23 protein-coding genes are annotated in these 22,159 nt (G+C 68.0%); 9 read left to right on the plus strand and 14 right to left on the minus strand.

What is annotated here, in order from left to right; genetic code table 11:
* Positions 1-2 precede the first annotated feature (2 nt).
* Together tsaA and smpB are read left to right on the plus strand one after the other, a co-directional pair.
* Positions 3-488 (plus strand): tRNA (N6-threonylcarbamoyladenosine(37)-N6)-methyltransferase TrmO, encoded by a 486-nt coding sequence (tsaA, locus tag IEW01_RS10490; protein ID WP_188527583.1) that lies wholly within the window; start codon positions 3-5, stop codon positions 486-488.
* 15 nt (positions 489-503) lie between these two features.
* Positions 504-980, plus strand: coding sequence for an SsrA-binding protein SmpB (gene smpB, locus IEW01_RS10495; protein ID WP_188527584.1), 477 nt, complete (start codon positions 504-506; stop codon positions 978-980).
* Positions 981-1,276: 296 nt separating this feature from the next.
* Here the strand turns inward: smpB and fmt are convergent, their stop codons facing one another.
* The 3 genes from fmt to def (IEW01_RS10510) are packed head-to-tail and all read right to left on the minus strand — an operon-like array spanning position 1,277 to position 3,215.
* Positions 1,277-2,176, minus strand: coding sequence for a methionyl-tRNA formyltransferase (gene fmt / locus IEW01_RS10500; RefSeq protein ID WP_188527585.1), 900 nt, complete (start codon positions 2,174-2,176; stop codon positions 1,277-1,279).
* Positions 2,173-2,694, minus strand: a complete 522-nt coding sequence (gene def / locus IEW01_RS10505) for a peptide deformylase (protein WP_188527586.1) — start codon at positions 2,692-2,694, stop codon at positions 2,173-2,175. Before def (IEW01_RS10505) ends, fmt begins: the two co-directional genes overlap by 4 nt.
* Positions 2,694-3,215: a peptide deformylase gene (def, locus tag IEW01_RS10510; protein WP_188527587.1), complete on the minus strand. Its 522-nt coding sequence runs from the start codon at positions 3,213-3,215 to the stop codon at positions 2,694-2,696. The genes def (IEW01_RS10505) and def (IEW01_RS10510) overlap by 1 nt, the downstream gene beginning before the upstream one ends.
* Before the next feature lie 155 nt (positions 3,216-3,370).
* Here def (IEW01_RS10510) and IEW01_RS10515 point away from each other — a divergent pair, with 155 nt between their 5' ends.
* Both IEW01_RS10515 and IEW01_RS10520 read left to right on the plus strand, forming a co-directional pair.
* Complete coding sequence (locus IEW01_RS10515) at positions 3,371-4,540, plus strand: MalY/PatB family protein (protein ID WP_188527588.1); 1,170 nt, start codon at positions 3,371-3,373, stop codon at positions 4,538-4,540.
* Complete coding sequence (locus IEW01_RS10520) at positions 4,537-5,067, plus strand: L,D-transpeptidase family protein (RefSeq protein WP_188527589.1); 531 nt, start codon at positions 4,537-4,539, stop codon at positions 5,065-5,067. The genes IEW01_RS10515 and IEW01_RS10520 overlap by 4 nt, the downstream gene beginning before the upstream one ends.
* Here IEW01_RS10520 and IEW01_RS10525 read toward each other — a convergent pair.
* From IEW01_RS10525 to IEW01_RS10555, 7 genes are all read right to left on the minus strand, one after another.
* Positions 5,064-5,411, minus strand: a complete 348-nt coding sequence (locus IEW01_RS10525) for a hypothetical protein (protein ID WP_188527590.1) — start codon at positions 5,409-5,411, stop codon at positions 5,064-5,066. The two genes, IEW01_RS10520 and IEW01_RS10525, sit on opposite strands and share 4 nt — an antisense overlap.
* Positions 5,412-5,493: 82 nt before the next feature.
* On the minus strand, positions 5,494-6,285 hold the full coding sequence (cobM, locus tag IEW01_RS10530; protein ID WP_188527591.1) for a precorrin-4 C(11)-methyltransferase: 792 nt from the start codon (positions 6,283-6,285) through the stop codon (positions 5,494-5,496).
* Positions 6,282-8,081 carry a precorrin-3B C(17)-methyltransferase gene (gene cobJ / locus IEW01_RS10535; protein ID WP_188527592.1) on the minus strand — a complete coding sequence of 600 codons (1,800 nt, stop codon included), beginning with the start codon at positions 8,079-8,081 and terminating at the stop codon, positions 6,282-6,284. The genes cobM and cobJ overlap by 4 nt, the downstream gene beginning before the upstream one ends.
* Positions 8,060-8,776, minus strand: a complete 717-nt coding sequence (gene cobI, locus IEW01_RS10540) for a precorrin-2 C(20)-methyltransferase (RefSeq protein ID WP_229738201.1) — start codon at positions 8,774-8,776, stop codon at positions 8,060-8,062. The genes cobJ and cobI overlap by 22 nt, the downstream gene beginning before the upstream one ends.
* The gene (gene cbiE, locus IEW01_RS10545; RefSeq protein ID WP_188527594.1) at positions 8,773-9,969 is read right to left on the minus strand and encodes a precorrin-6y C5,15-methyltransferase (decarboxylating) subunit CbiE; all 1,197 of its coding nucleotides are present in this window, start codon (positions 9,967-9,969) and stop codon (positions 8,773-8,775) included. The genes cobI and cbiE overlap by 4 nt, the downstream gene beginning before the upstream one ends.
* Positions 9,966-10,628 (minus strand): precorrin-8X methylmutase, encoded by a 663-nt coding sequence (locus IEW01_RS10550; protein WP_188527595.1) that lies wholly within the window; start codon positions 10,626-10,628, stop codon positions 9,966-9,968. Before IEW01_RS10550 ends, cbiE begins: the two co-directional genes overlap by 4 nt.
* The gene (locus tag IEW01_RS10555) at positions 10,625-11,797 is read right to left on the minus strand and encodes a sirohydrochlorin chelatase (RefSeq protein ID WP_188527596.1); all 1,173 of its coding nucleotides are present in this window, start codon (positions 11,795-11,797) and stop codon (positions 10,625-10,627) included. Before IEW01_RS10555 ends, IEW01_RS10550 begins: the two co-directional genes overlap by 4 nt.
* Positions 11,798-12,152: 355 nt before the next feature.
* On the opposite strand from IEW01_RS10555, the gene IEW01_RS10560 reads away from it, so the two are divergent.
* The gene (locus IEW01_RS10560) at positions 12,153-13,154 is read left to right on the plus strand and encodes a glutathione S-transferase family protein (protein ID WP_188527597.1); all 1,002 of its coding nucleotides are present in this window, start codon (positions 12,153-12,155) and stop codon (positions 13,152-13,154) included.
* Positions 13,155-13,170: 16 nt separating this feature from the next.
* Here IEW01_RS10560 and zapE read toward each other — a convergent pair whose 3' ends face one another.
* Positions 13,171-14,253: a cell division protein ZapE gene (gene zapE / locus IEW01_RS10565; RefSeq protein WP_188527598.1), complete on the minus strand. Its 1,083-nt coding sequence runs from the start codon at positions 14,251-14,253 to the stop codon at positions 13,171-13,173.
* 86 nt (positions 14,254-14,339) lie between these two features.
* Between zapE and IEW01_RS10570 the strand changes: the two genes are divergently transcribed.
* Positions 14,340-15,581 (plus strand): MFS transporter, encoded by a 1,242-nt coding sequence (locus tag IEW01_RS10570; RefSeq protein ID WP_188527599.1) that lies wholly within the window; start codon positions 14,340-14,342, stop codon positions 15,579-15,581.
* A 7-nt stretch (positions 15,582-15,588) separates the two neighbouring features.
* On the opposite strand, the gene IEW01_RS10575 is transcribed toward IEW01_RS10570, so the two are convergent.
* The 3 genes from IEW01_RS10575 to mobA form a co-directional block, all read right to left on the minus strand.
* A complete protein-coding gene (locus IEW01_RS10575) occupies positions 15,589-17,241 on the minus strand; it encodes a DUF6504 family protein (RefSeq protein ID WP_188527600.1) in 1,653 nt (550 codons plus the stop codon).
* An 85-nt stretch (positions 17,242-17,326) separates the two neighbouring features.
* Entirely contained in the window at positions 17,327-19,084 is a 1,758-nt protein-coding gene (locus tag IEW01_RS10580; protein ID WP_188527601.1) for a bifunctional molybdopterin-guanine dinucleotide biosynthesis adaptor protein MobB/molybdopterin molybdotransferase MoeA, read from the minus strand.
* Positions 19,081-19,686: a molybdenum cofactor guanylyltransferase MobA gene (gene mobA / locus IEW01_RS10585; RefSeq protein ID WP_188527602.1), complete on the minus strand. Its 606-nt coding sequence runs from the start codon at positions 19,684-19,686 to the stop codon at positions 19,081-19,083. Before mobA ends, IEW01_RS10580 begins: the two co-directional genes overlap by 4 nt.
* A gap of 86 nt (positions 19,687-19,772) precedes the next feature.
* Here mobA and IEW01_RS10590 point away from each other — a divergent pair, with 86 nt between their 5' ends.
* From IEW01_RS10590 to IEW01_RS10600, 3 genes are all read left to right on the plus strand, one after another.
* Positions 19,773-20,483, plus strand: coding sequence for an AzlC family ABC transporter permease (locus IEW01_RS10590; RefSeq protein ID WP_188527603.1), 711 nt, complete (start codon positions 19,773-19,775; stop codon positions 20,481-20,483).
* On the plus strand, positions 20,480-20,809 hold the full coding sequence (locus IEW01_RS10595; RefSeq protein ID WP_188527604.1) for an AzlD domain-containing protein: 330 nt from the start codon (positions 20,480-20,482) through the stop codon (positions 20,807-20,809). The genes IEW01_RS10590 and IEW01_RS10595 overlap by 4 nt, the downstream gene beginning before the upstream one ends.
* A gap of 164 nt (positions 20,810-20,973) precedes the next feature.
* A complete protein-coding gene (locus IEW01_RS10600) occupies positions 20,974-22,152 on the plus strand; it encodes an efflux RND transporter periplasmic adaptor subunit (RefSeq protein WP_188527605.1) in 1,179 nt (392 codons plus the stop codon).
* The last annotated feature ends 7 nt before the right edge of the window (positions 22,153-22,159 follow it).

The raw sequence follows: 22,159 nt of genomic DNA on the forward strand, positions 1-22,159 counted from the left end.
GCATGGCGGAAACCTGGGATATCCGCGAGGGCGAGGTCGCGCTGGAGCGCGATCCGTCCGACGCGCCGGACGCGGGCGTGGTTTTCATCGGCCATGTCCGGTCGCCGTGGAAACGGCGCGAGGATTGCCCGAAGAACATCGGCAGGGCGCGCGAGGCGGGCGGCGACGCGTGGATCGAGCTCAAGCCCGCCTTCGCCCCGGCGCTGAGCGGGCTTGCCGTCGGCCAGCCGATCATCCTGATGTACTGGATGAACCGCGCCCGGCGCGATCTTTTGTTGCAGAACCCCCGCCACGTCGATGCGCCGCGCGGCACCTTCTCGCTGCGCTCCCCCAACCGGCCCAACCCGGTGGCGCTTTCGACGGTGCGGATCACCAGCCTCGACCCGCAGGCCGGCCGGATCGGGATCGACGCCATCGACTGCCTCGATGGCACGCCGGTGGTGGACATCAAACCCTGGCTCGAAACGGTCGACATCCCGCCCGCCTGAGCCTATGTGCCTCCCATGGCGAAGAAAGACACAAACCCGAACTACAAGGTGATCGCCGAGAACCGGCGGGCGCGGCACGATTACGCGATCGAGGATGACCTCGAATGCGGGATCATGCTGATGGGGTCCGAGGTGAAGAGCCTGCGCAGCGGCAGCGCCAATATTGCCGAGAGCTACGCCGCCGTTGAAAATGGCGAGCTCTGGCTGGTGAACGGCTATATCGCGCCCTACGAACAGGCCAAGACCTGGGGCCACGAAGAGCGCCGCCGCCGCAAGCTGCTGGTTTCCCGCAAGGAACTGGCGCGGCTCTGGAACGCGACCCAGCGCAAGGGGATGACGCTGGTGCCGCTGGTGCTCTACTTCAACGACAAGGGGCTGGTGAAGCTGAAGATCGGTATCGCCAAGGGCAAGAAGGTGCACGACAAGCGCGCCGACGAGGCCAAGCGCGACTGGAACCGGCAGAAGCAACGGCTGTTGCGCGACAAAGGTTGAGAGGGAAGGGGGGCTGTCTGCCCCCCTCGCCCGTGCCGGGCTCACCCCCCGAAGGTATTTTTCGACCCAAGAAGGACCGTGGCGTTTGGCTCTGCGGTGTGGGGCGTTGCTCGCCTTGACCGGAGCCAGGGTTAACGCGCGTTAAGGTTAATGCTTCGCGGTGTTGATCTTCGTTGGGTGGGAAAGAGGCCTTTCCTCCAGCCGGGAGGCGCGCCGGCAGGGGGTGATGGTTGCCGGGGCGAATCCGGTGCGCCAGGCGAATCACCAAATGAAATCGGTTCCGTGGTTCTGCACGATCACCCGACGTGATCGGGCATTTCGAAGCCGAGCAGGAATTCGTTTGCTTCCATCGGTCGTCTGCCCGGACGCTGGGCGCGGGTGATCTCCACCGCGCCGATGCCGCAGGCGATGGTAAGCGGGCCGATCACCTCGCCCGGTTGGCCGGCTCCGTTCGAGGCGCGCGCGCCGAGCAGTTTGACCCGTTCGCCGGCGATCTCGCACCAGGCGCCGGGGAAGGGGGAGAGGCCGCGAATATGGCGGGCGACCTCCGTGGCGGGCCGCGACCAATCCACCCGGGCCTCGGCCTTGTCGATCTTCTCGGCGTAGGTCACGCCCTCGTCGGGCTGCGGCTCGGGGGTGAGGCTGTCGATCCGGTCGAGCGCCTCGACGATGGCGGCGGCGCCGAGCCGGGAGAGGCGGTCGTGCAGATCGCCGGTGGTTTCTTCCTTGCCGATCAGCGTGGCGCGGCGGAGCAGCACCGGCCCGGTATCGAGGCCCGCATCCATCTGCATGATGCAAACGCCGGTTTCTTCGTCTCCCGCCATGACCGCGCGGTGGATCGGGGCGGCGCCGCGCCAGCGTGGCAGCAGCGAGGCGTGGATGTTGAGGCAGCCGCGCGCGGGCGCGTCGAGGATCGGCTGCGGCAGGATCAGCCCGTAGGCCACGACCACGCCGATCTCGGCGCCAAGGGCGGCGAACGCGGCCTGGGCCTCGGGGTCGCGCAGCGATCTGGGGTGGCGCACCTCGAGCCCGAGGTCCAACGCGCGGATGTGCACCGGAGTGGGGCGTTCCCTCTTGCCGCGCCCGGCGGGGCGGGGCGGCTGGCAATAGACCGCGACGATCTCGTGCCCGGCCTCCACCAGCGCGTCGAGCACGGGCACGGAAAAATCGGGGGTTCCCATGAAAACGATCTTCATCTCGCGAGCTTCCTGGCCTTGGCGATCAACCGCCCGCGTTTGAGCCTGGAGAGGTGATCGAAATACATCTTGCCGTTCAGGTGGTCGATCTGGTGCTGCACGCTGGTGGCCCAGAGCCCGACGAAATCGCGTTCTTCCCACTCGCCCTGCGCGTTCAGGAACCGCACCGTCACCGCGCGCGGGCGCGAGATCGTGGCCCAGACGCCGGGCAGGTTGGGGCTGGCCTCGTCGTGCTCGCGCAACTGGACGGAGGCGTGGAGCACCTCCGGGTTGGCCATGCGCACCGCCTGGCCGCGATCCTCGGAGGCGTCAACCACCGCGAGGCGCTGCATGATGCCGAGCTGAACCGCGGCCAGGCCGACGCCGGGCATGGCCTCCATCGCGGCGATCATTTCGGTCAAGATCGCGCGGGTTTCGTCGGTGATTTCATCGACTGGGGCGGCCGGGGTGCGCAGCCGTTTGTCGGGCCAGGTGAGCAGGGGGCGGTGCGCCGCCGGCGGGATCAAGCCCGGCGGCATCAGTCGCGCGCCCGCTCGCGTTTGATCTTCTGGCTCTTGCGGGTCATCATCTGGCGCCGCATCGGGCTGAGGTAGTCGATGAAGAGCTTGCCGTTCAGATGGTCGATCTCGTGCTGGAGCACGGTGGCCCAGAACCCGCCGAAATCGCGTTCCTGTTCGTTGCCGTGAAGGTCGATCCAGCGCACGCGCACCTCGGCGGGGCGGGTGACCTCGGCGTATTGCTCGGGGATCGAGAGGCAGCCTTCCTCGTAGACGGAGGTTTCGTCCGAGGAGAGCAGGATCTCGGGGTTGAACATCACGATGGGCTGCGGCGTCTGCTCGGGGTCCTTGACCGGGTCGGCCACGATCAGCCGCTGCAGCACGCCGACCTGCGGCGCGGCAAGTCCGACGCCGGGGGCGTCGTACATCGTTTCAAGCATGTCGTCGGCAAGCTGGCGCAGCGCGTCGGACAGGTCGGGCACGGCGTCGGCCACCTTTTTCAGGCGCGGGTCGGGGTGGATTACGATCGGGCGAATGGTCATGCGCGGGATTTAGGCGAAGGGCCGGCGGGGCGCAATGGGGGAGCGTGGTGTAGCCGGGCCGGATTCATCGCGGCGCAGCGGCACTAATCCGGCGCGCAGGCCTTGCGCCGCGTTCGCCTCACGCTAGGCTCTGGCGAACCAACCGCGGAGGCAACATGGATTTCGACGAGGTCATCGACCGTCACGGCACGCATTCGATGAAATGGGACATGATGGAGGCGCGCTACGGCGTGCCGGCGGACACGGGCATCCCGATGTGGGTGGCCGACATGGATTTTCGCGCCGCGCCGCCGATCCGGGCCGAGCTGGAGGCGATGTGCGCTCACGGGATCTACGGATATTACGGCGACGATGCGAGCTACCTCGCGGCGATCGGCTGGTGGATGCGCACGCGCCACGGCTGGGAGGTTGAGCCCGACTGGATCTTCACCACCCATGGCCTCGTCAACGGCACGGCGCTTTGCGTTGATACCTACACCGCGCCGGGGGACGGCGTGGTGCTGTTCACCCCCGTTTACCACGCTTTCGCCCGGGTGATCCAGGCCGCTGGCCGCGAGGTGGTGGAATGCGAGATGGCCAACGACGGCGGGCGTTACGTGCTCGATTTTGAGGCGTGGGATAGGCAGATGACCGGGCGCGAAAAAATGCTCGTGCTGTCGTCGCCGCACAACCCCGGCGGCCGGGTCTGGACGCGGGAAGAGCTTGAGGGCATCCGCGATTTCTGCATCCGGCACGACCTTGTGCTGGTGTCCGACGAGATCCACCACGACCTTGTGTTTCCGGGTGTGAAACACACTCCCTTCGCGCTGATCGAGGGGGTGGAGGACCGCCTGATCATGATGACCTCCACCACGAAAACCTTCAACATAGCGGGCATTCACGTGGGCAACGTGATCATTCCCGATCCCGGTTTGCGCAAGGCATTCGCGGCGCGGATGGCGGCGCTCGGGATTTCCGGCAACGCCTTCGGCTTTCGGTTGGCGGAGGCGGCCTATTCGCCGGCCGGCGCGGCCTGGGTCGATGATCTCGTCGGTTATCTCGACGGCAACCGGCGGCTGTTTGACGACGCGGTGAACGCGATACCCGGGCTTGCCTCGATGCCGCTCGAAAGCACCTATCTTGCCTGGGTCGATTTCTCCGGCACCGGGATGTCGGCGGACGAGGTCACGCGACGGGTGCAGCAGGAGGCGAAGATCGCGGTGAACCACGGGCCGACCTTCGGCAGGGGGGGCGAAACCTTCCTGCGTTTCAATTTTGCCACGCCGCGCAGCCTCGTCAAAGACGCCGTTGCCCGGCTCGGGGAGGCGTTCTCGGATCTTCAATGAAGCTTGTCGGGCTTCTCGTTGCGATTGCCCTTGTCGTTCTCGGCGGGCTCATGCTGCGCGATCGCGATTTCCTGCCCGTTCTCGCCCCGTCGCGGGCGCCGCTCGACGGGGAGATCGAGCGCATTGTCGTGGAAAAATCGGCGCGGAGGCTGACCGTGTTCCGGGAAGGCGAGGCGGTGAGGCGGCACCGGATCGCACTGGGTTTCGCACCGGAAGGCGACAAGGCCCGCGAGGGCGACGGCAAAACGCCCGAGGGCCTGTTTCGCATCGACCGGCGCAACCCGGGAAGCGCCTTTCACCTGAGCCTCGGCATTGATTACCCCCGCCCGGAAGACGTGGCGCGCGCCCGGGCGGGTGGCTACAGCCCCGGCGGCGACATCTTCATCCATGGCCAGCCCAACCGGCTCAAGGGTATCGTCACCATTCCGTATGACTGGACAGCCGGGTGCATCGCCGTGTCCGATGCCACGATGGAAGAGCTTTGGCGCATTGCGCCGACGGGAACGCTCGTCGAGATCCGGCCCTAGCGGGCCAGGAGCGCGATCGGAGCGTTCTCGTCGCGGGCGAAATCGAGCGGTGCCTTGTCGACGGCCGCCGTCGAGCGCTTGAACTCGTAGCGCATCAGCGCGCCGTCTTCCTCCGAGGCCACGATCAGGCATTGGTAAAGGTGGCGGCTCCCATCGTAGAGGTCGACCAAACCGCGCAGCTTGGGGGCATTATCGAGATCGAGGGCGAATCCGCCGTCACGGAATTCGAGCACGGGGAACACGTCGTCACCCGCGGAAACCCGCAGCCGCGAGCTTTTTTTGAGATCGCGCTTTCGGGCCTGTTCAAGCCCTTCCTGCACTTCTTTCGGCAAATAGGTCGTCATTTCCGCACCTCCCCGCGTGCATCAAGGATGCAGGGTGGTTCGATTCGGTCAAGGTATCGTTCGTTAACTGGCCGAAACCTTCTCAGGTGTTGTGATCTTCCACCAGGTTCACCCCGACCACCGGGCGCAGCACGTGAGGCTTGGCCGGATCGTAGAGCGCCGAATCGCGAAAATCCCTTGTTTCGCCAAGGGCGGGGCCGACGAGGATGAGCGCCGTTCGGGTGATCTTCTCGGCGCGCACTTTCAGGCGGATGTCGTCGAGCCTGCCACGGATGAGCATCTGGTCGGGCCAGCCGACGCGGTAGGCCACGACCACCGGGCAATCGGGCCCGTAGTGCGGCGTGAGCACCCGCTCGATCTCGCGCATGTTGCGCACGGCTAGGTGGATCGCCAGCGTCGCGCCGGTGCGGGCGAAATTCTCCAGGCTCTCGCCCTCGGGCATCGAGGTCGACTGCATGCTCATCCGGGTGAGCACGATGCTCTGTGCAATCTCGGGGATCGTCAGTTCCTGCCCAAGTGCTGCTGCGGCGGCCGCATAGGCGGGTACGCCGGGCACGATCTCGTAGTCGATGCCGTCGGCGCGCAGGCGGCGGATCTGCTCGGCGATGGCGCCGTAGAGGCTCGGGTCGCCGGAATGCACGCGGGCGACGTCTTCGCCCCTTTCCCGGGCGGCGAGGATTTCGGCATGGGTTTCATCCAGCGTCATCGCGGCGGTATCGCGCACCAGCGCGCCCTCGGGGGCGCCGGCCACAACCTCGGGCGGCACGAGGCTGCCGGCGTAGAGACAGACCGGGCATTGCCCGATGATCCGCTGCGCCTTCAGGGTGAGCAACTCGGGGTCGCCCGGCCCCGCGCCGATGAAATACACCTTCATGCCAGGTCTCCGTCGATTTTGCGGGCGTAGCCCCGGGGGGTATACATGCGCGGGCCTTCGCCGAGGCGCGCCAGCCGCGAGTTGGACGAGCCCACGAGCACCACGGTCAGCATATCGACCTCGTCCACGTCGAGATCAGCGAGCCTGCGGTAGCGCAGTTCCTCCTCCGGCCGCCCGAGGCTCGAGGCCAGCAGCACCGGCGTTTCGTCCGGGCGATGCGCGAGAAGAATTTCGCGCGCTTCGGCGAGCAGGGTGCGGCGCCGTTTGGAAACCGGGTTGTAGAAGGCGATGACGAAATCGCCCTCGGCGGCGGCGCGCAGGCGGCGCAGAATGTCTTCGCGCGGCGTGAGCAGATCCGAGAGCGAGATCGCGCAGAAATCGTGCCCGAGCGGTGCTCCCGATCTGGCGGCTGCGGCCTGAAGGGCCGAAACGCCGGGGGTCGAGATCACCTCAACGCGCCTTGCTGCGTCCGATACGCCCATCGCTTCCGGCCCCCGGTCCATCAGTTCGAACACCAGCGCGCCCATGGCGTAGATGCCCGCGTCGCCGGACGAGATCAGCGCCACATTGCGGCCCTTCGCCGCTTCCTCCAGCGCGTAGCGGCAGCGATCTTCCTCCGCGCCCAGCGGAAAATCGCGGCGCGGTTTGCCCGCCACGAGGGGGCCGAGCAGGTCGATGTAGAGCCCGTATCCCACAAGCTCATCCGCCTCCGCGATCAGCCGAGAGGCCTCGGGCGTGCGCCATGACGACTGGCCGGGGCCGATGCCGACGATCGAAAGCCGCCCGCGCGCGCGCCCTGCGGGTGCCGTGACGGGTTTGGAGCTTTGCGAGAGCGCGCACGTGGCGTTGGCCGATTTGCGCTTTTCCACCGCCAGCGCGCTGCCCGGCGCGGCGGCGATCGCGGCCGCCTCCGACACGCCATGGCAGCCCACTTCGGCAAAGACGATCTCGGATGGATTGGCGAGCCTGGGCGTTTGCGCCTCCAGTTCATCCGCGGTGAACAGCCGCAGCGGCACGGCAAGCTTGCGCGCGAGCGCGTTCACGGCTGGTTCGTCGGCCTTGAGGTCGATCGTGGCGATGGCGGCGATGGCGCCCGGGGCGAGCTCGTTTGCTGCGAGCGTATCGGTCACCAGCGCTTCGAGTTCCGCCGGATCGGCATCGCGGGCGCAGCCGATGCCCAGAACATACGTTTGCGGATGGTAAACGAGGCGCGTTGAATCACCGGGCAGCGGGGCAGAAGTGACCACGAGGTCTACCGGGCCTTTCTCGTCGCCCTCCAGATCGAAGATGTTCTCGCCAATTACGCGCGGAGCAGCACCCGAAAGCAGCCGGGCCATCACCGCTTTGGCATCGCCGGGGTTTTGCAGGCGGTAGCCCAGGGGCGGCTCGTCCAGCGCCACGCCGATCGCCACGTCGCCCGCCGTGGTCACGGCGGCGGTGGCGCCGAGCGCTTCGGCGATGTCGCGCGCGAGGCGGTTCGCGCCCCGATGACCGCCGAGCAGCGGAATCACCACGCTGCCGTCGTCGGACACCGAGAGCACCGGCGGCTCGGTCGTCTTGTCCACAAGCAGGGGAGCGACGGCGCGGATGAGGATGCCGGAGGCACACACGCCGATTACTGGCACGCCCGCGGCAAAAAGATCGCGCACATGGGTCAGCGCGTTGGGAAAATGTGCATCTGCCCGATCAACGCGGCCTTCGCGGCCATGGACGCGTGCGCCGAGATGGGCGGCGATGCGATGCGCGGTGGCTTCGCCCGCGCGGTTGAGGGCGATCACGACTGGGTCTTGAGCCAAGGGTCGGCACCTTTCGTCACGAGGATGAGGGAGAAATAGGGCGCGGGGTCGGGTGCTTCAGGCAGCGGCAGGATACGCTCGTTTTCGAGCGTTGCGCGCTCAACGTAATGCGCACGATCCGCCAAACCGAGCGAGACGAGCAACGCACGAATGCGCCCCAGATGGCGCCCGACCTTGAGGATGGCAAAGCTATCCGAGGCTTCCATACGCTTTCGGATGGTATCGTCCGGCAGCGGTGCCGGGATGACGGAGAAAGCCTCGTTGCGCGCCACGAGGGGAAGCTGTGCCCGGGCGGCGGCGGCGGAAACCGAGGTCACACCCGGAACCACGTCGATGGAATAGTGTTCCGCGAGCCGGGCGTGGAGATACATGAAGGAGCCGTAGAAGAACGGGTCGCCCTCACAGAGCATCACCACGTCCTCGCCAAGATCGAGCGCCTCGGCGATGCGGGCCGCACCAAAATCGTAAGCCGCCTGCGCCGGGCCACGTGCGGTGGTCATCGGGATCTCCAGAACGATTTCGTGCGTGTTGTCAGAGATATAGGGCGCGGCGATCTGGTGGGCGAAACTCTCCGTGCCGGGCAGAGAAGGGTAGGCGATGACCTTGGCCTGCCCGATCAGCCGGGCGGCGCGGACCGTCATCAGATCGGGATCGCCGGGGCCAAGGCCAACGCCGATGAACCTGCCTGTCTTCATTTCACGAGGCTCCATTGTGTGACCGTCATGAACGGCCGCCAGCCCGTGCGCGGCCCGACCGGCTCGGCGCGCGACACTGAAAGCCGGGTCACCTCGCCGCCATGACGGGCGTGCAGGGCGAGCAGGATGGCTTCGCTTTCGAGCGTGACGCTGTTTGCAACGAGGCGGCCACCCGGCTTGAGCGCATTCCATACGATGACGAATGTTTCGTCCGTAATGCCGCCGCCGAGGAAGGCGGCATCCGGCGCCGGCAGGCCTTCGAGGGCTGCCGGCGCCTCACCGTCAACCAGCCTAAGCCCGGGCGTGCCCAGCGTGGCGGCATTTGCGGCGGCGAAGGCCCGGCGGTCGGCGCGCGGCTCTATGCCGATCGCGCGGGCATCGCGAGCCGCTCGCATCCACTCGATGGCGATGGACCCCGCACCACAGCCGATATCCCAAAGCAACGCGCCGCGCATCGGCATCAGCCGGGCGAGACTCACCGCGCGCACCTCGCGCTTGGTCATGGTGCCATCGGAGGCAAAGGCGGAATCGGGCAGGCCAGGGGTGCGTGACAGGATCACGGGCGCATCCCCGGGCAAGACTTCGACCGCCAGAGTATTGAAATCCGGCACCTTTTCGGCCCAGTCCTGCGCGAGACCCTCAATGCGCTCTTCATCCGCCGCGCCCATGTTGGCCAGCACGGTGAGGCGTGAAGGGCCATAGCCGCGCGCGGCGAGGAACCCGGCGATCTGGCCGGGCGTTTCGCTCCCCGTGGTCAGGATCAGGAGCCGCGCCCCGGGGGCGATGTAGGGGATTACCTGTTCGGGCGGGCGGCCATGCGCGGTGAGGGTTTCACAATCGGCGAGCGACCAGCCCATGCGGGCGCCCGCGAGTTGGAAGGCCGAAAGCTGGGGGTGGATCACGAATTCGCCGGGCGAGAAGGCGCGCGCGATCTTGGAGCCGACCGAATACCAGAGCGGATCGCCGGTCGCGAGCACCGCGACCCTGCGACCGGCAAGGCCGCGCAGTTGGCCGATCAGAGCGTCGAAAGGTGAGGGCCAGGCGATGCGCTCGGCATCAATACCATTCGTTAACGTATGGTGCCGCTCGCCGCCGATAATCACCTCAGCCGTTTCCAGCGCAGCGCGGGCGCTGGGGGAAAGGCTGTCAAGCCCGTCGGCGCCGATGCCGATGATGTGCAGCCAGGGATTCACGCGTCAATCTCCGGCAACCCGGCGGCAAGGGCATTGACCGCGGCGGAGGCCATGGCCGAGCCGCCGCGCCGCCCGCGCAGCGCGACGAATTCGCTGCCGCGCGGATCGCGCACCAGTTCCGCCTTCGACTCGGCGGCGCCTACGAACCCCACGGGGAAGCCGAGGATCACCGCCGGGCGCGGTGCGCCCTCGTCGATCAGTTCCAGAAGGCGGAACAGGGCCGTGGGCGCGTTGCCGATGGCGACGACCGCGCCCCCGAGCTTGTCGGCCCAAAGCTCGACGGCTGCAGCGGAGCGGGTATTGCCGATACGAGCCGCGCGCTCCGGCACCTGCGTAGCGTTCAGCGTGACGATGACCTCGTTCTCGGCCGGAAGGTAGCGCCGGATGATCCCCGCGCCCACCATCTCGCAATCGGCGAACACCGGCGCGCCGGAGGCCAGCGCGGCCTGCCCGGCTTCGAAAGCGCCTGGCGAAAACGCCAGCCTGTCGGCCACCTCAACCATGCCGCAGGAATGGATGAGGCGGGTGGCGAGCCGCGCCATGCCGGGCGGGAAGCGCTCAAGCCGCGCCTCCGCCCGCACGGTGGCGAAGCTTTGGGCGTAGATCGCCGCCGGATCGCGCTCGTAGCGCAGGGGCCGTCTGGGCGGCGTATCGGTCATTTCCGGCGCGCCGATTCCGGGCCGTGCGGGTGCTTGGCGTGGGGATAGGCCGGGTGGTGATGGTGATCGTGGTCGTGATCGTGGTGATGATGGTGCCGGTCGAGGCGGCATTCGCCGGTGCAGAAGGTATCGCACAAGGGGCAATCGGCCACGTTCGAGCCGGGGGCGGAGGCGCCCTGGCCCTCGACGTGGTGATGGTGGCTCTCCTGAACCGCGCCCACCTCGGCCTCGAAGCCGAGCACCTCGGTGCGGTATTTGCACATCACGCAGACCGGTGGCGGCACGTCGCCGAATGCCGGGTGCCCGGCACGGTCTTCGGCCGAAATGCGCACCGCCTTGCCGCTTTCGAGCGCCAGAACCTGGGTGCGATAGGGGCAGGTGCCGCAGTTCGGCGGTGGCACCTCGCCCAGTTGCTCGCGGACCCGTTCGGCGAAGGTTTCCAGCACCTTCGGATGATCGCCGAGGTAGCCCGCCTTCACGAACTGGATCTCCGGGTGATCGGCGGCCACCTTGTCGGTGAAGCCATAGATACGGTCGATCAGGATGCCCGAGAACAGGAAGTAGGGGAACACCACGATGCGCCGATAGCCGAGCTTGGCGGCGTGGCGCAGAACGGGTTCGACCAGCGGGAAGGTCACGCCCGAATAGCCGGTTTCGAGCCAGCCCAGCCCGAGCCCCTCCTGCAACAGCCGGGCGACCTTGGCGATGTTGCCGTTGGCGTCGGGGTCGGAGGCGCCGCGGCCGATCACCACGAGGCAGGTTTCCTCCAGTGGCACCGGCCCGTGCTTGGCATTGGCCGCGCCGATCGCGGCGCGCACCCTGTCGCCGGCAGCGGCGATCATCTTCGGGTCGATCCCGAGATCGCGGCCGTAGCGCACCTCGATGCCATGCTCGGTGGCGTAGGTGTTGAGCACGGTGGGGATATCGTTCTTGGTGTGCATCGCCGCGAAGAGCATGCCGGGCACGGCGAGGATCTTTTCCACGCCCGCGTTGCGCAGGTTGTCGAGCCCGGCGCGGATCACCGGGTTGGCGAACTCGAGGTAGCCGTAATCGGTGATCCAGTCGTCGGGCAGGTAGGCGGGCAGTTTCTCGGCCAGCACCTTGAACTCGTCGACCGCCGCCTGGCTGCGCGAGCCGTGGCCGCAGATCATCACGCCGATTTTCGTCATTGGATGGCTCCTCGGGCTTCGGGTTGCAGGCGCTCATGCTTCGGAGGGGTGTAAGCTGGCATGGCATATCCTTTTCAAGCAGCCGCATGGGCGCAGAGAAAGCGTGCCTTGCCCGACGATCGCGCAGCCAGATCCCCTGATTGGGTCGATCTTGCCACGGCACACCACTCCGGCCCCTGCGGGCATCGTCGCGGCCCAATATAGGCCAAGCCGCCGCGCGCCTCAACGCAGGAAACGGCGCTTGGGCGCGACGCCGCGACGCGATTGTGCGCCAGCGCACGAGGCGTGCGCGCGGGGTGGTGTTTTTCCCGGCGGGCTCCAGGCCTATCTGTCGATCAGGAAAAAGGGGATCGAAATGGGCCAACTCGTAAACGGTGTCTGGGAAGACACGTGGTATGACACGAAAAAGTCGGGTGGCCGCTTCGTGCGCTCGACCCAGAGTTTTCGCAACTGGATCACGCCCGATGGCGCCCCCGGACCTTCCGGCGAGGGCGGCTTCAAAGCCGAGAGCGGGCGCTACCATCTCTACGTCTCCTACGCCTGCCCCTGGGCGCATCGCACACTGATCTTTCGCGCGCTGAAGGGGCTGGAATCGCATATCGACGTATCTGTTGTGCACCCCGACATGCTGTCGGACGGCTGGACCTTCGATACCGGCTTCGACGGTGCGACCGGCGACCGGCTGCATGGATTCGATTACCTGCGCGAGGTCTACCTCAAGGCCGAGCCCGGCATGTCGGGCCGGGTGACCGTGCCGGTTCTGTGGGATCGCGAGCGCCAGGCGATCGTGTCCAACGAAAGCGCCGAGATCATCCGCATGTTCAATTCCGCCTTCGACGGGGTGACGGGCAATACCGACGATTACTGGCCCGAGCCCTTGCGCGACGAGATCGAGGCTGTGAACGCGCGGGTTTACGACACCGTCAACAACGGCGTCTACAAGTCCGGCTTCGCCACGACGCAATCCGCCTATGATGAAGCGGTGGGCGCGCTGTTCGACAGCCTCGACTGGCTGGAAGACCGGCTTGCCACGCGCCGTTATCTCGTGGGCGACCGGATCACCGAAGCGGATTGGCGGCTGTTCACCACGCTTGCGCGTTTCGACGAGGTTTATCACGGCCACTTCAAGTGCAACCGCAAGCGGCTGGTGGATTACCCCAACCTCTGGGCCTATGCGCGCGAACTTCACCAGTGGCCGGGCGTGGCCGAAACCTGCCATGAAGATCACTGGATCCGGCATTATCACTATTCGCACGAAACGATTAACCCCAACCGTATCGTGCCCATCGGCCCGCAGCTCGACTGGAGCGCGCCGCACGGGCGCGAGCGTCTGGGCGCGGCACGGGCGGCGGAGTGACCCACCGCTACCGGCCCTACCGGCCCCAGTCCGCCGCCTGCATCTCGCGCAGGCGCGAGGCGGTGCGCTCGAACTCGAAACTGCCCTCGCCTTCGACGTAGAGGTATTCGGGTTCGGCCGCCGCGCTGGCCACGAGGCGCACGTGGGCCTCGTAGAGCGCGTCGATCAGGGTGACGAAGCGGCGCGCCTCGTTGAAGTTGCCGCGGCCGAGCCGGGGAATGTTCTCGATGATGATCATCCGCACCGCCTCGGCGATGGCGAGATAATCGGCGGGGCCATGGGGCCTGGCGCAAAGCTCGTAGAAACTGGCGCGCGCCACGCCTGAGCACACCGCGGGCAGCTCCACCTCGCGGCCCTTCACGGTCAGCACCAGCGGGCGTGGCTGGCCGTGATCGGTGAAGCTTTTCCAGATCGCCTCGATCCCGTCCCGCGCTTCTGGGCCAAGGGGCGAGAAATAGGTTTGCGCGCCGGCGAGGCGGTTTTGCCGGTAATCCGAGGGGCTTGCGAGTTCGTGCACCACGAGCCGGTCGCGGATCATGTCGATGAAGGGCAGGAAGAGTTGGCGGTTCAGGCCGTTCTTGTAGAGCTCTTCGGGCGGGCGGTTCGACGTGGTGATGACCACCACGCCGGCGGCGAAGAGCTTCTCGAACAACCGGCCCACGATCATCGCGTCGGTGATATCGGTGATCTGCATCTCGTCGAGCGCAAGCAGCCGCAGGTCTTTCACCAGCGCGTCGGCCACCGGGGCGAGCGCATCGGCAAGCCCCTGCTGGCGGGCGGCGTGCATGCCGTTGTGCACCTCCTGCATGAAGGCATGGAAATGCACCCGGCGCTTCTCGGCGATGTTGAGGTGGCTCACGAAAAGATCCATCAGCATCGACTTGCCGCGCCCGACGCCGCCCCAGAGATAGAGCCCCTGCGGCACCTCCTCGGCCTTGTGGAACAACCCGCCGAGAATCCCCCGCCGCCTCAGCTTGGTGGTTTCGAGGTGATGGCGGATGTCTTCCAACATCGGCAGAACGGCCTCCTGCGCCGGGTCGGGGTGCAGGGCGCCGCTGGCTACGCGGGCGGCATAGATATCGGCAATCGTCTCGCTCATGGCCCAGCAATATCGGGCGCGCGGGGCGAAGGAAAGCGATTGACCGCCTGCGCGCTTTGCCACAATTTCGCGCGACGGAGACAAGAATGACACCCGCGCGACTGATTACCCCGGTGCTGATTGCCGGGGCCACGATCCTCATGCTCAGTTTCGCGGTGCGCGCGAGTTTCGGGGTGTTCCAGATCCCGATCGCCGAGGAATTCGGCTGGCTGCGCGCCGATTTCTCGCTGGCCATCGCGATCCAGAACCTCGCCTGGGGCATCGGTCAGCCGATCTTCGGGGCCATTGCGGAAAAGCTGGGTGACAGGCGGGCGATCGTGCTTGGCGCGCTGCTCTACGCCGCCGGCCTGGTCGCCTCGGCCTTCGCTACCACGCCGCTCGAACACCAACTCCTCGAGGTCGCCGTGGGTTTCGGCGTGGCGGGCACGGGCTTCGGGGTGATCCTCGCCGTGGTCGGCCGCGCCGCATCCGACAGGCACCGCTCCATGGCGCTCGCCATCGCCACCGCCGCGGGGTCTGCCGGCCAGGTCTTCGGCGCGCCGGTGGCAGAATGGCTGCTTACGATGATGCCCTGGCAGAGCGTCTTCGTCGTTTTCGCCGCGGTGATCCTTGGCTCCCTGGTGATGCTGCCGCTCATGCCTGCGCACCGGGTGGCGAGCCGCGCCCAGCTTGAAGACAGCCTCGGCCACGTTCTGAAACAGGCATTCCGCGATCCGTCCTACACGATGATCTTTCTCGGCTTCTTCTCCTGCGGCTACCAGCTTGCCTTCATCACCGCCCATTTCCCCGCCTTCGTCACCGAGATGTGTGGCACGATCGACCCCTCGGGCACGCTTGCCTCGCTCGGGGTGGGCACCACCTCGGCGCTGGGCGCGATCTCGATTTCGCTGATCGGCCTCGCCAACATCGGCGGCACGCTGCTCGCGGGCGCGCTGGGCAACCGTTTTCCGAAGAAATACCTGCTCGCGGCGATCTATGCCGGGCGCACGGTGATCGCGGCGCTCTTCATCATGCTTCCGATCACGCCGACCTCGGTGATCGTGTTCTCCATCGCCATGGGCAGCCTCTGGTTGGCGACGGTTCCGCTCACCTCGGGGCTGGTCGCGCATATCTATGGGCTGCGCTACATGGGCACGCTTTATGGCATCGTCTTCTTCTCGCACCAGCTTGGCAGCTTTCTCGGCGTCTGGCTGGGCGGGCGGATGTATGACATCACCGGCGATTATACCTTCGTGTGGTGGATCGGGGTTGGCGTGGGTGCCTTCTCGGCCCTCATCCACCTGCCGATCCGCGAAAAGCCACTTGCCGTGGCCGCAAGCCCCGGCTGATCCCGGCTCAGGCGAAGGCCCCGTGGCAGAACCAGCCCGCCGACAGCGCCGCGCCATGTGCGAAGTAGAGCCAGAGCCGGTCGCCCCGGTGGGTGGTCACCCGCCAGTAATCGCGGCTGCCGCTGCGCCAGGCGGGATCGTCGAACCACCATTCCGGTGCGATCCGTTCAGGGCCTTCACCGGCCACCACCTCGTGATCACGCCCGCGCCAGCGAAACCGCGAGGGCAGGCCCGGAACGGCCGGCAGCATCACCGGTTCGGGCGGCCAGAGCCGCAGTGGACGCTCGGTTGCAGCGGGGCGCCAGTCGGTGCTCGGCGGCGTGAAGGCGGCGGCCACCACCGTGGCCGATTTCTCGGGAATATGGCTCTCGGCTGGGTGCAGCCGGGTGAGCGCTTCGAGCCCGAGGCGCGCGCCGATCCGGCCCATCAGGTCGTCGAGCGCGCGGCCGTCGGTTTGTGCCGCGGCCTCGCCTGCCGCGAGATGGCCGCGGTGCTGCTCGGCATGAACCGGCTCGTGCACCGGCACGCTGAGGCGCAGCTGGTCGATGCCGAAGCCCGCGTCGACATCGCCGAGCTTCATCGCCAGCAGCGGGCGGATGCGCTCGGGGGAGGTGGCGGGGCGGGCCAGCCCCACCTCGATGGCCTGCATCGTGCGGTCGGTGCGGCTGAACTCCACCCGCACCTGCCGTGCCCCGCGCCCCGCGCGGTCAAGCCGGGGGGCCAGCTCCGCCAGCAGCCGGTCGATCCCGGCGAGCAGGTCGTCCTCCAGCCCGATCGGTTCGGGCAGGCGCAGGCGCAGGGCAAAACGCAAGGCCGGGCGGGCGGGCGAAACCGGTTCGGGCTCCATCCCCATTGCCTGGTCGAGCCGCCGCACGAGATGGGTGCCAAAGCGCCGGGCGAGGCCTGCGCGCGGGGTGCCGAGAATATCGCCCACGCGCCTGAGGCCGAGCCGGGCGAGTGCGGCAACGGTTTCGGCCTCGATCCGGAGCGCTGCGACGGGCAGGGGAGACAACGCCGCCCGCGCGCCTCCAACGGGGATGATCCGGGCCGGCGCGCGGCCTGTCGGCCCGGCGCTTCCCGGCGGCTGGCCGCCGCGCGTCCAATGCCGCCGCTTGGCGGCGCGCGACCGCGTGGCCCGGGCCTCCTGGTCGATCGCGTCGCCTGCCGGGCCGGTGTCGGGGTTCGCGCCGGCGAAGCGTGCCACCGCCCAGGCCGCCCCCACGGTATCGGCCAGCCCGAGGCGAACGCTCAGCCCAAGCCCGGCGCAATCCGCCTCGACCGTGGCCACCAGCCCCTCCTCGCCGCCGAAAAGATGCGCGCAGCCGGTGATGTCGAGCACGAGGGCGTCGGGCAGCTCCTCCGCCACCCAGGGGGTGAACTTGCCTGCCCAGCGCCGCAGCGTGGCGAGAAAGGTCGCCTCTGCGTGGGGGTTCGCGGGCCGCGAGACGAGATCGGGACAGATCGCATGGGCATCGCGCAACGGTTGCCCCTGGGTGACCCCCGCCGCCTCCGCCTCGGCGTTGAGGCAGGCGAGCACCTGCGCGCCGCGCTGGTCGGCCACCACCGCGAGAGGCCCCGAGGCCAGCCCACGATCAAGCCGCAGGAGCCGCTCCGCCGCGAGACGGGGAAACCACAGGCTGAGGAAGCGCTTTTGCGGCATGATGAGGGTGCGGGCAGCTTTTGTTCTGTATTTGTTCTTATAGGGATTCTTCCTGCCAGAGTCGAGTCCAGCCTCTGCCCGAGGCTTACAGCCCGAAACTTCCCAAGGGGTAATACCGCACCGGGTCGCCGGGCGCGATCTCCTGCGCCTGCTCGCCGATCTCGACGAGCCCGCTGGCCCAGGCGAGCCCGGAGATCATCCCCGAACTGTCGGCACGGAAGAGGTCTGCCCGGCCCTCGGCGGTGAGCCGCGCGCGCAGAAACTCGCGCCGCCCGGCACGCTTGGTCATGGCGAAGGCGGCCGGAACGGTGAACCCCGGCGCCTCGAGCCAGGCGCCGCCCGCGAGCACCGACAGCGCCGGGCGGGCGAAGAGCAGGGCGGTGACGAAGGCCGAAACCGGGTTGCCCGGCAGGCCGAAGAGCGGCAGGCCTTGCCATTGTCCGAGCAGGAGCGGCTTGCCCGGCTTCAGCGCCACGCGCCATTGCGTCACCCGTCCCTCGCTGCCCAGCAGCGCCGAGACGTGATCCTCCTCCCCCGCCGAGGCACCGCCCGAAGTGATCAGCACATCCACCGCCGCCGCCGCCTTGTCGAGCGTGGTGCGCAGGGTGTCGCGGTCGTCGGGCACGTGTCCAAGGTCTATCGCCTTGTGCCCCCAGCGCGCGGCGAGGGCCAGAAGCATCGGGCGGTTGGCGTCGTAGGTGCGGGCGGGGTCGCGCGTGCTGCCCGGTGCGGCGAGTTCGTCGCCGGTCGAGAGCACGCCCACGCGCAACCGGCTGCGCACCGCAACCTCGCCCAGCCCGAGCACCGCGAGCAGCCCGACTTCGCCCGGCCCAAGCAGGGTGCCTGCAGCAAGAGCCACCGCACCTTCGGCCACGTCCTCGCCTTTTGCCCGCGTGTTGCTCCCGGGTGCGACGGCGCTGTCGAAGTGCAGCAAGCCGTTTTCCGCCCGCGCGCGCTCCTGCATCACCACCGAGTCTGTGCCCTCCGGCATCAGCGCGCCGGTGAGGATCTTCACCGCGTGGCCGGGCGGCACCTGCCCCGGATAGGGCGCGCCCGCCGCCGAGCGGCCATCCAGCAGCGTGAGCGCCGCCTCGCCGGTGGCGGGCAGCGAGGCATGGGCGAAGGCAAAACCGTCCATCGCCGAATTCGTTCCCGGCGGGTTGGCCCTGAGCGCGACGGCATCGGCGGCGAGGATGCGCGCGGCGGCTTCGCCCAGCGCCACTGTTTCCTGCCCCGTCACCGCCGAGAGCGCGCCGCGCAGCGCCGCCTGCGCCTCGTCGACACTTGCCATGCCCTGCAACTGGGGCGGATCGAAACAGGCCGCGCTCGGGCCTTCCTCCGCCGTGCGCCGCAGACCGGTTTCGGCAAGGATGAAGTCGGCGATGGCGCGGGTGTCGTCGAGGTCGAGGGTAGGCACGGGCAGCCCTTCGATCGGCTGGTCGGTGGCCACGGCGCGCACCGTCGGGTCTTCGGGCTGGATCAGGCTGCGGCCCTCGCCCTCGCGGAACACTTCCACCTTGGGATGCGAGTCGCGCTTGTAGCCCTCGACCAGCACGAGATCGACGGGCGCGAGCTTGGCCAGCACCTCCGTCAGCGGCGGCTCGGCTTCGTCGCCCAACTCGTGCAGCAGCGCCCAGCGCTGGTGCGAAGCGAGCAGCACCTCGCGGGCGCCCGCCGCGCGGTGGCGGTAGCTGTCCTTTCCCGGTCGGTCGAGATCGAAGCGGTGGTGGGTGTGCTTGACCGTCGACACGGTGAAGCCCCGCGCCCGAACGTCGGTGACCAGCCGTTCCATCAGGCTTGTCTTTCCGGCGTTTTTCCAGCCGATCACACCGTAAATCCTCATCTGCCTTCTCCTGCCAGAAGTTGTTCGGCCCGCGCGAGATCGTCGGGGGTATTGATGTTGAAGAACGGGTCGAACGGGGTGTCTTCGAATGTCGCGCGCTGCGCCCCCTTGCTCTCGGCCCATGCCCCCACCTTGCGCATGCCCGCAGCCAGATCCCGGGCGAGCGCGCTGCGAAGCGAAACCGGCCAGAGCCCGAAGGTGGGATGCAGGCCCGAGGCGGTGGCGGCGAGCGCGATGGCGTCGTCGGGGCTGGCCGCGGCCTCGAGGCGGGCGACCAGATCGGTCGGCAGGAAGGGGGTGTCGGCGGCGGCGGTCACGATCCGCACCGCCCCCGTTTGAGCCGCCTTTTCAAGCCCGGCGAGCACGCCCGCGAGGGGGCCGGGATAATCCGGCACCGGGTCGGCGATCACCGGCAGGCCGAACTGCGCGAAGCGGGCGGGATCGCCGTTGGCGTTGAGCACGAGCGCGGAAACCTGCGGGCGCAGCCGCTCGATCACATGGGCGAGCATCGGTCGCCCGCCGAGCGCCAACAGGGCCTTGTCGCCGCCGCCCATCCGCGTGGCCAATCCACCTGCAAGGATCACGCCCAGGGTCGTGGTCATGGCTCGACGCCCGGAATTTGTGCTGTCGGGAATTGCATCCGCTCCGGTTTCCCCCTACCCACGCCACGCACAACCTAGGTTCTACAATGTCCCGCTCCAACCCGAAATCGCTCGTCTGGCTCGGCGCGCGCGATGCCGCGCCTTTCCTGCTCGTCATTCTGCCCTTCGCGCTGCTGTTCGGCGTGGTGGCCACCGAAGCAGGGCTGAACCTCGTCGAGGTGATGGGAATGTCGGTTCTGGTGATCGCGGGGGCGGCGCAATTCGCCGCGCTTCAGCAGATGGTGGGCGACGCGCCGGTGGTGATGGTGCTCGCCACCGCGCTGGCGGTGAACCTGCGGATGGCGATGTATTCCGCCTCGCTCACGCCATACCTCGGGGCCGCGCCGCTCTGGCAACGCGCCATCGCGTCCTACGTGATGGTCGACCAGTCCTACATGCTCAGCATCGCGAAATATGAGACCGACCCGGAGATGACGCTCTCGGAGCGGCTGCGCTACTACTTCGGCACGATGATCCTGATCGGGCCGATGTGGTATGTGGCGAGCTTCGTCGGCGCCGTGGTCGGCAAGGCGATTCCGCCGGAGTTCGCGCTCGATTTCGCCGTGCCGATCACCTTCCTGGCGATGATCGCGCCGATGCTGCGCACGCTTGCCCATGTCGCGGCCGCGGCCACCTCGGTGATCGTCGCGCTGCTGCTCGCGGGGCTGCCCTTCGGGGCCGGGCTGCTGATCGCCGCCGCGCTTGCGATGGCGGTTGGCGCCGGTGTCGAGGTGGCGATGGAGAGGGCGCGGCCATGAGCATGAGCACGGGCGAAATCTGGACGGTGATCGCCGGCCTCGCGATCGGCACCTTCCTGATCCGGTTCTCGTTTCTCGGCATCGTCGGCAACCGGCCGCTGCCCGCCTGGCTCCTGCGGCTGTTGCGCTACACGCCGGTGGCGGTGTTGCCCGGCCTCGTCGCGCCGCTGGTGCTCTGGCCCGCGGCCACCGATGGCGCGGCCGATCCGGCCCGCCTGCTCGCCGCCCTCGCCACGCTGGTGATCGGGTTGGTCGTGCGCAACATGCTCTTCGCCATCCTCGGCGGCGCGGCGACGCTCTATACCATGCTCTGGCTTCTGGGCTGATCGCGCCGAGCTGCGTATGGGAAATACCGGGCGGAAACCCTATATTGGGAGGGCAGACCGACCGGGCCTCCCGGCAAGCCGAGGTGAACGACGTGAACACCGCCAAACCTGACATCAAAGCCACGCTCGCGCGCGCCGGGCGCCCCCGCAAGGGCCTGCGAAGAATGTTTTATGCGTTGGTCGCGCTGGGCCTGGTGGCGGCACTCTGGTGGTGGGCCGCAGCCCCGAACGCCGGCGCCCCCTTTACCTACACCACCGCCCCGGTAACGCGCGGCGATCTCACCGTCACCGTGACCGCGACGGGCTCGATCGAACCTACCAATCTCGTCGAGATTTCATCGGAGCTTTCGGGCACGCTCACCGCCGTGCACGTCGACTACAACGATCATGTAACAGCGGGCCAGGTGCTCGCCTCGCTCGACACCACCAAGCTCGAGGCTCAACTCGCGGTTCAGCGCGCCTCGCTGGCCGCCGCCGACGCGCAACTGGTGTCGGCCGAAGCCTCGCTCGCCGAGGCGCGCGAAGCCTTCACCCGTGCCCAAGGGCTCGATGAGCGCGGGCTTGTCTCCACCACCCAGCTGACGACGGCGAGAACCACGCTGGAGCGCGCCGAAGCCGCCCGCGACGTGGCCGCGGCGAATGTGGACCTCGCCCGGGCGAATGCCGAGGCCCAGGAGGCGGAACTGGAGAAAGCCTGCATCTGTTCGCCGATCGACGGCGTCGTGCTCGACGTGGCGGTCAAAACCGGACAGATCGTCGCCGCCACGATGTCGGCGCCCGAGTTGTTCACCATCGCGCAGGATCTTTCCCGCATGCAATTGCATGTCGACGTGGCCGAGGCCGATATCGGGCTTGTTGAGATCGGCAACCCGGCCACCTTCTCGGTGGAAGCCTGGAACGAGCGGGAATTTCCCGCCGAGATCACCCAGGTGCGCTATTCCTCCGAAGTGACCGACGGGCTCGTGACCTACAAGGTGATCCTCACGGTCGAGAACCCCGATCTGATCCTCCGCCCCGGCATGACGGCTGTGGCCGAGATCGTTGTGGCGGAGGTGCCTGACGCCTTGGTGGTGCCGAATGCCGCCCTGCGCTACGCCCCGCCGACCGCCACCGAAGAGGATGGTGCGAGCGGGGGGCTGCTCGGCATGATGATGCCGCGTGCGCCCGGCGACGGTGACCTGCGCGGCAAGGCCGATCCGGGCACCGTCTGGGTCATGCGCGCGGGCCAGCCCGTCGAGGTTGCGGTGGTGCCGGGCGAAAGCGACGGCAGCCGCACCGCCATTCTGACGGGCGAGATCGCGGAGGGCGACGAGGTGGTGCTCGCCCGCATCCGCAACGAGTAGAGCGGTC

It is taken from the genome of Sinisalibacter lacisalsi, from assembly GCF_014640115.1.
In the GTDB taxonomy this organism is placed as follows: Bacteria; Pseudomonadota; Alphaproteobacteria; order Rhodobacterales; family Rhodobacteraceae; genus Sinisalibacter; species Sinisalibacter lacisalsi.

Bases quoted from the DNA above. Each gene is read 5' to 3' on its own strand.
- IEW01_RS10550 (WP_188527595.1), bottom strand. From the start codon at position 10,628: ATGACCGATACGCCGCCCAGACGGCCCCTGCGCTACGAGCGCGATCCG.
- tsaA (WP_188527583.1), top strand. From the start codon at position 3: ATGGCGGAAACCTGGGATATCCGCGAGGGCGAGGTCGCGCTGGAGCGC.
- IEW01_RS10575 (WP_188527600.1), bottom strand. From the start codon at position 17,241: ATGCCGCAAAAGCGCTTCCTCAGCCTGTGGTTTCCCCGTCTCGCGGCG.
- IEW01_RS10580 (WP_188527601.1), bottom strand. From the start codon at position 19,084: ATGAGGATTTACGGTGTGATCGGCTGGAAAAACGCCGGAAAGACAAGC.
- IEW01_RS10525 (WP_188527590.1), bottom strand. From the start codon at position 5,411: ATGACGACCTATTTGCCGAAAGAAGTGCAGGAAGGGCTTGAACAGGCC.
- def (WP_188527586.1), bottom strand. From the start codon at position 2,694: ATGCCGCCGGGCTTGATCCCGCCGGCGGCGCACCGCCCCCTGCTCACC.
- mobA (WP_188527602.1), bottom strand. From the start codon at position 19,686: ATGACCACGACCCTGGGCGTGATCCTTGCAGGTGGATTGGCCACGCGG.
- IEW01_RS10590 (WP_188527603.1), top strand. From the start codon at position 19,773: ATGTCCCGCTCCAACCCGAAATCGCTCGTCTGGCTCGGCGCGCGCGAT.
- IEW01_RS10560 (WP_188527597.1), top strand. From the start codon at position 12,153: ATGGGCCAACTCGTAAACGGTGTCTGGGAAGACACGTGGTATGACACG.
- IEW01_RS10520 (WP_188527589.1), top strand. From the start codon at position 4,537: ATGAAGCTTGTCGGGCTTCTCGTTGCGATTGCCCTTGTCGTTCTCGGC.
- cobI (WP_229738201.1), bottom strand. From the start codon at position 8,776: ATGAAGACAGGCAGGTTCATCGGCGTTGGCCTTGGCCCCGGCGATCCC.
- IEW01_RS10600 (WP_188527605.1), top strand. From the start codon at position 20,974: ATGTTTTATGCGTTGGTCGCGCTGGGCCTGGTGGCGGCACTCTGGTGG.
- def (WP_188527587.1), bottom strand. From the start codon at position 3,215: ATGACCATTCGCCCGATCGTAATCCACCCCGACCCGCGCCTGAAAAAG.
- IEW01_RS10570 (WP_188527599.1), top strand. From the start codon at position 14,340: ATGACACCCGCGCGACTGATTACCCCGGTGCTGATTGCCGGGGCCACG.
- smpB (WP_188527584.1), top strand. From the start codon at position 504: ATGGCGAAGAAAGACACAAACCCGAACTACAAGGTGATCGCCGAGAAC.
- IEW01_RS10595 (WP_188527604.1), top strand. From the start codon at position 20,480: ATGAGCATGAGCACGGGCGAAATCTGGACGGTGATCGCCGGCCTCGCG.
- fmt (WP_188527585.1), bottom strand. From the start codon at position 2,176: ATGAAGATCGTTTTCATGGGAACCCCCGATTTTTCCGTGCCCGTGCTC.
- IEW01_RS10555 (WP_188527596.1), bottom strand. From the start codon at position 11,797: ATGACGAAAATCGGCGTGATGATCTGCGGCCACGGCTCGCGCAGCCAG.
- zapE (WP_188527598.1), bottom strand. From the start codon at position 14,253: ATGAGCGAGACGATTGCCGATATCTATGCCGCCCGCGTAGCCAGCGGC.
- IEW01_RS10515 (WP_188527588.1), top strand. From the start codon at position 3,371: ATGGATTTCGACGAGGTCATCGACCGTCACGGCACGCATTCGATGAAA.
- cobM (WP_188527591.1), bottom strand. From the start codon at position 6,285: ATGAAGGTGTATTTCATCGGCGCGGGGCCGGGCGACCCCGAGTTGCTC.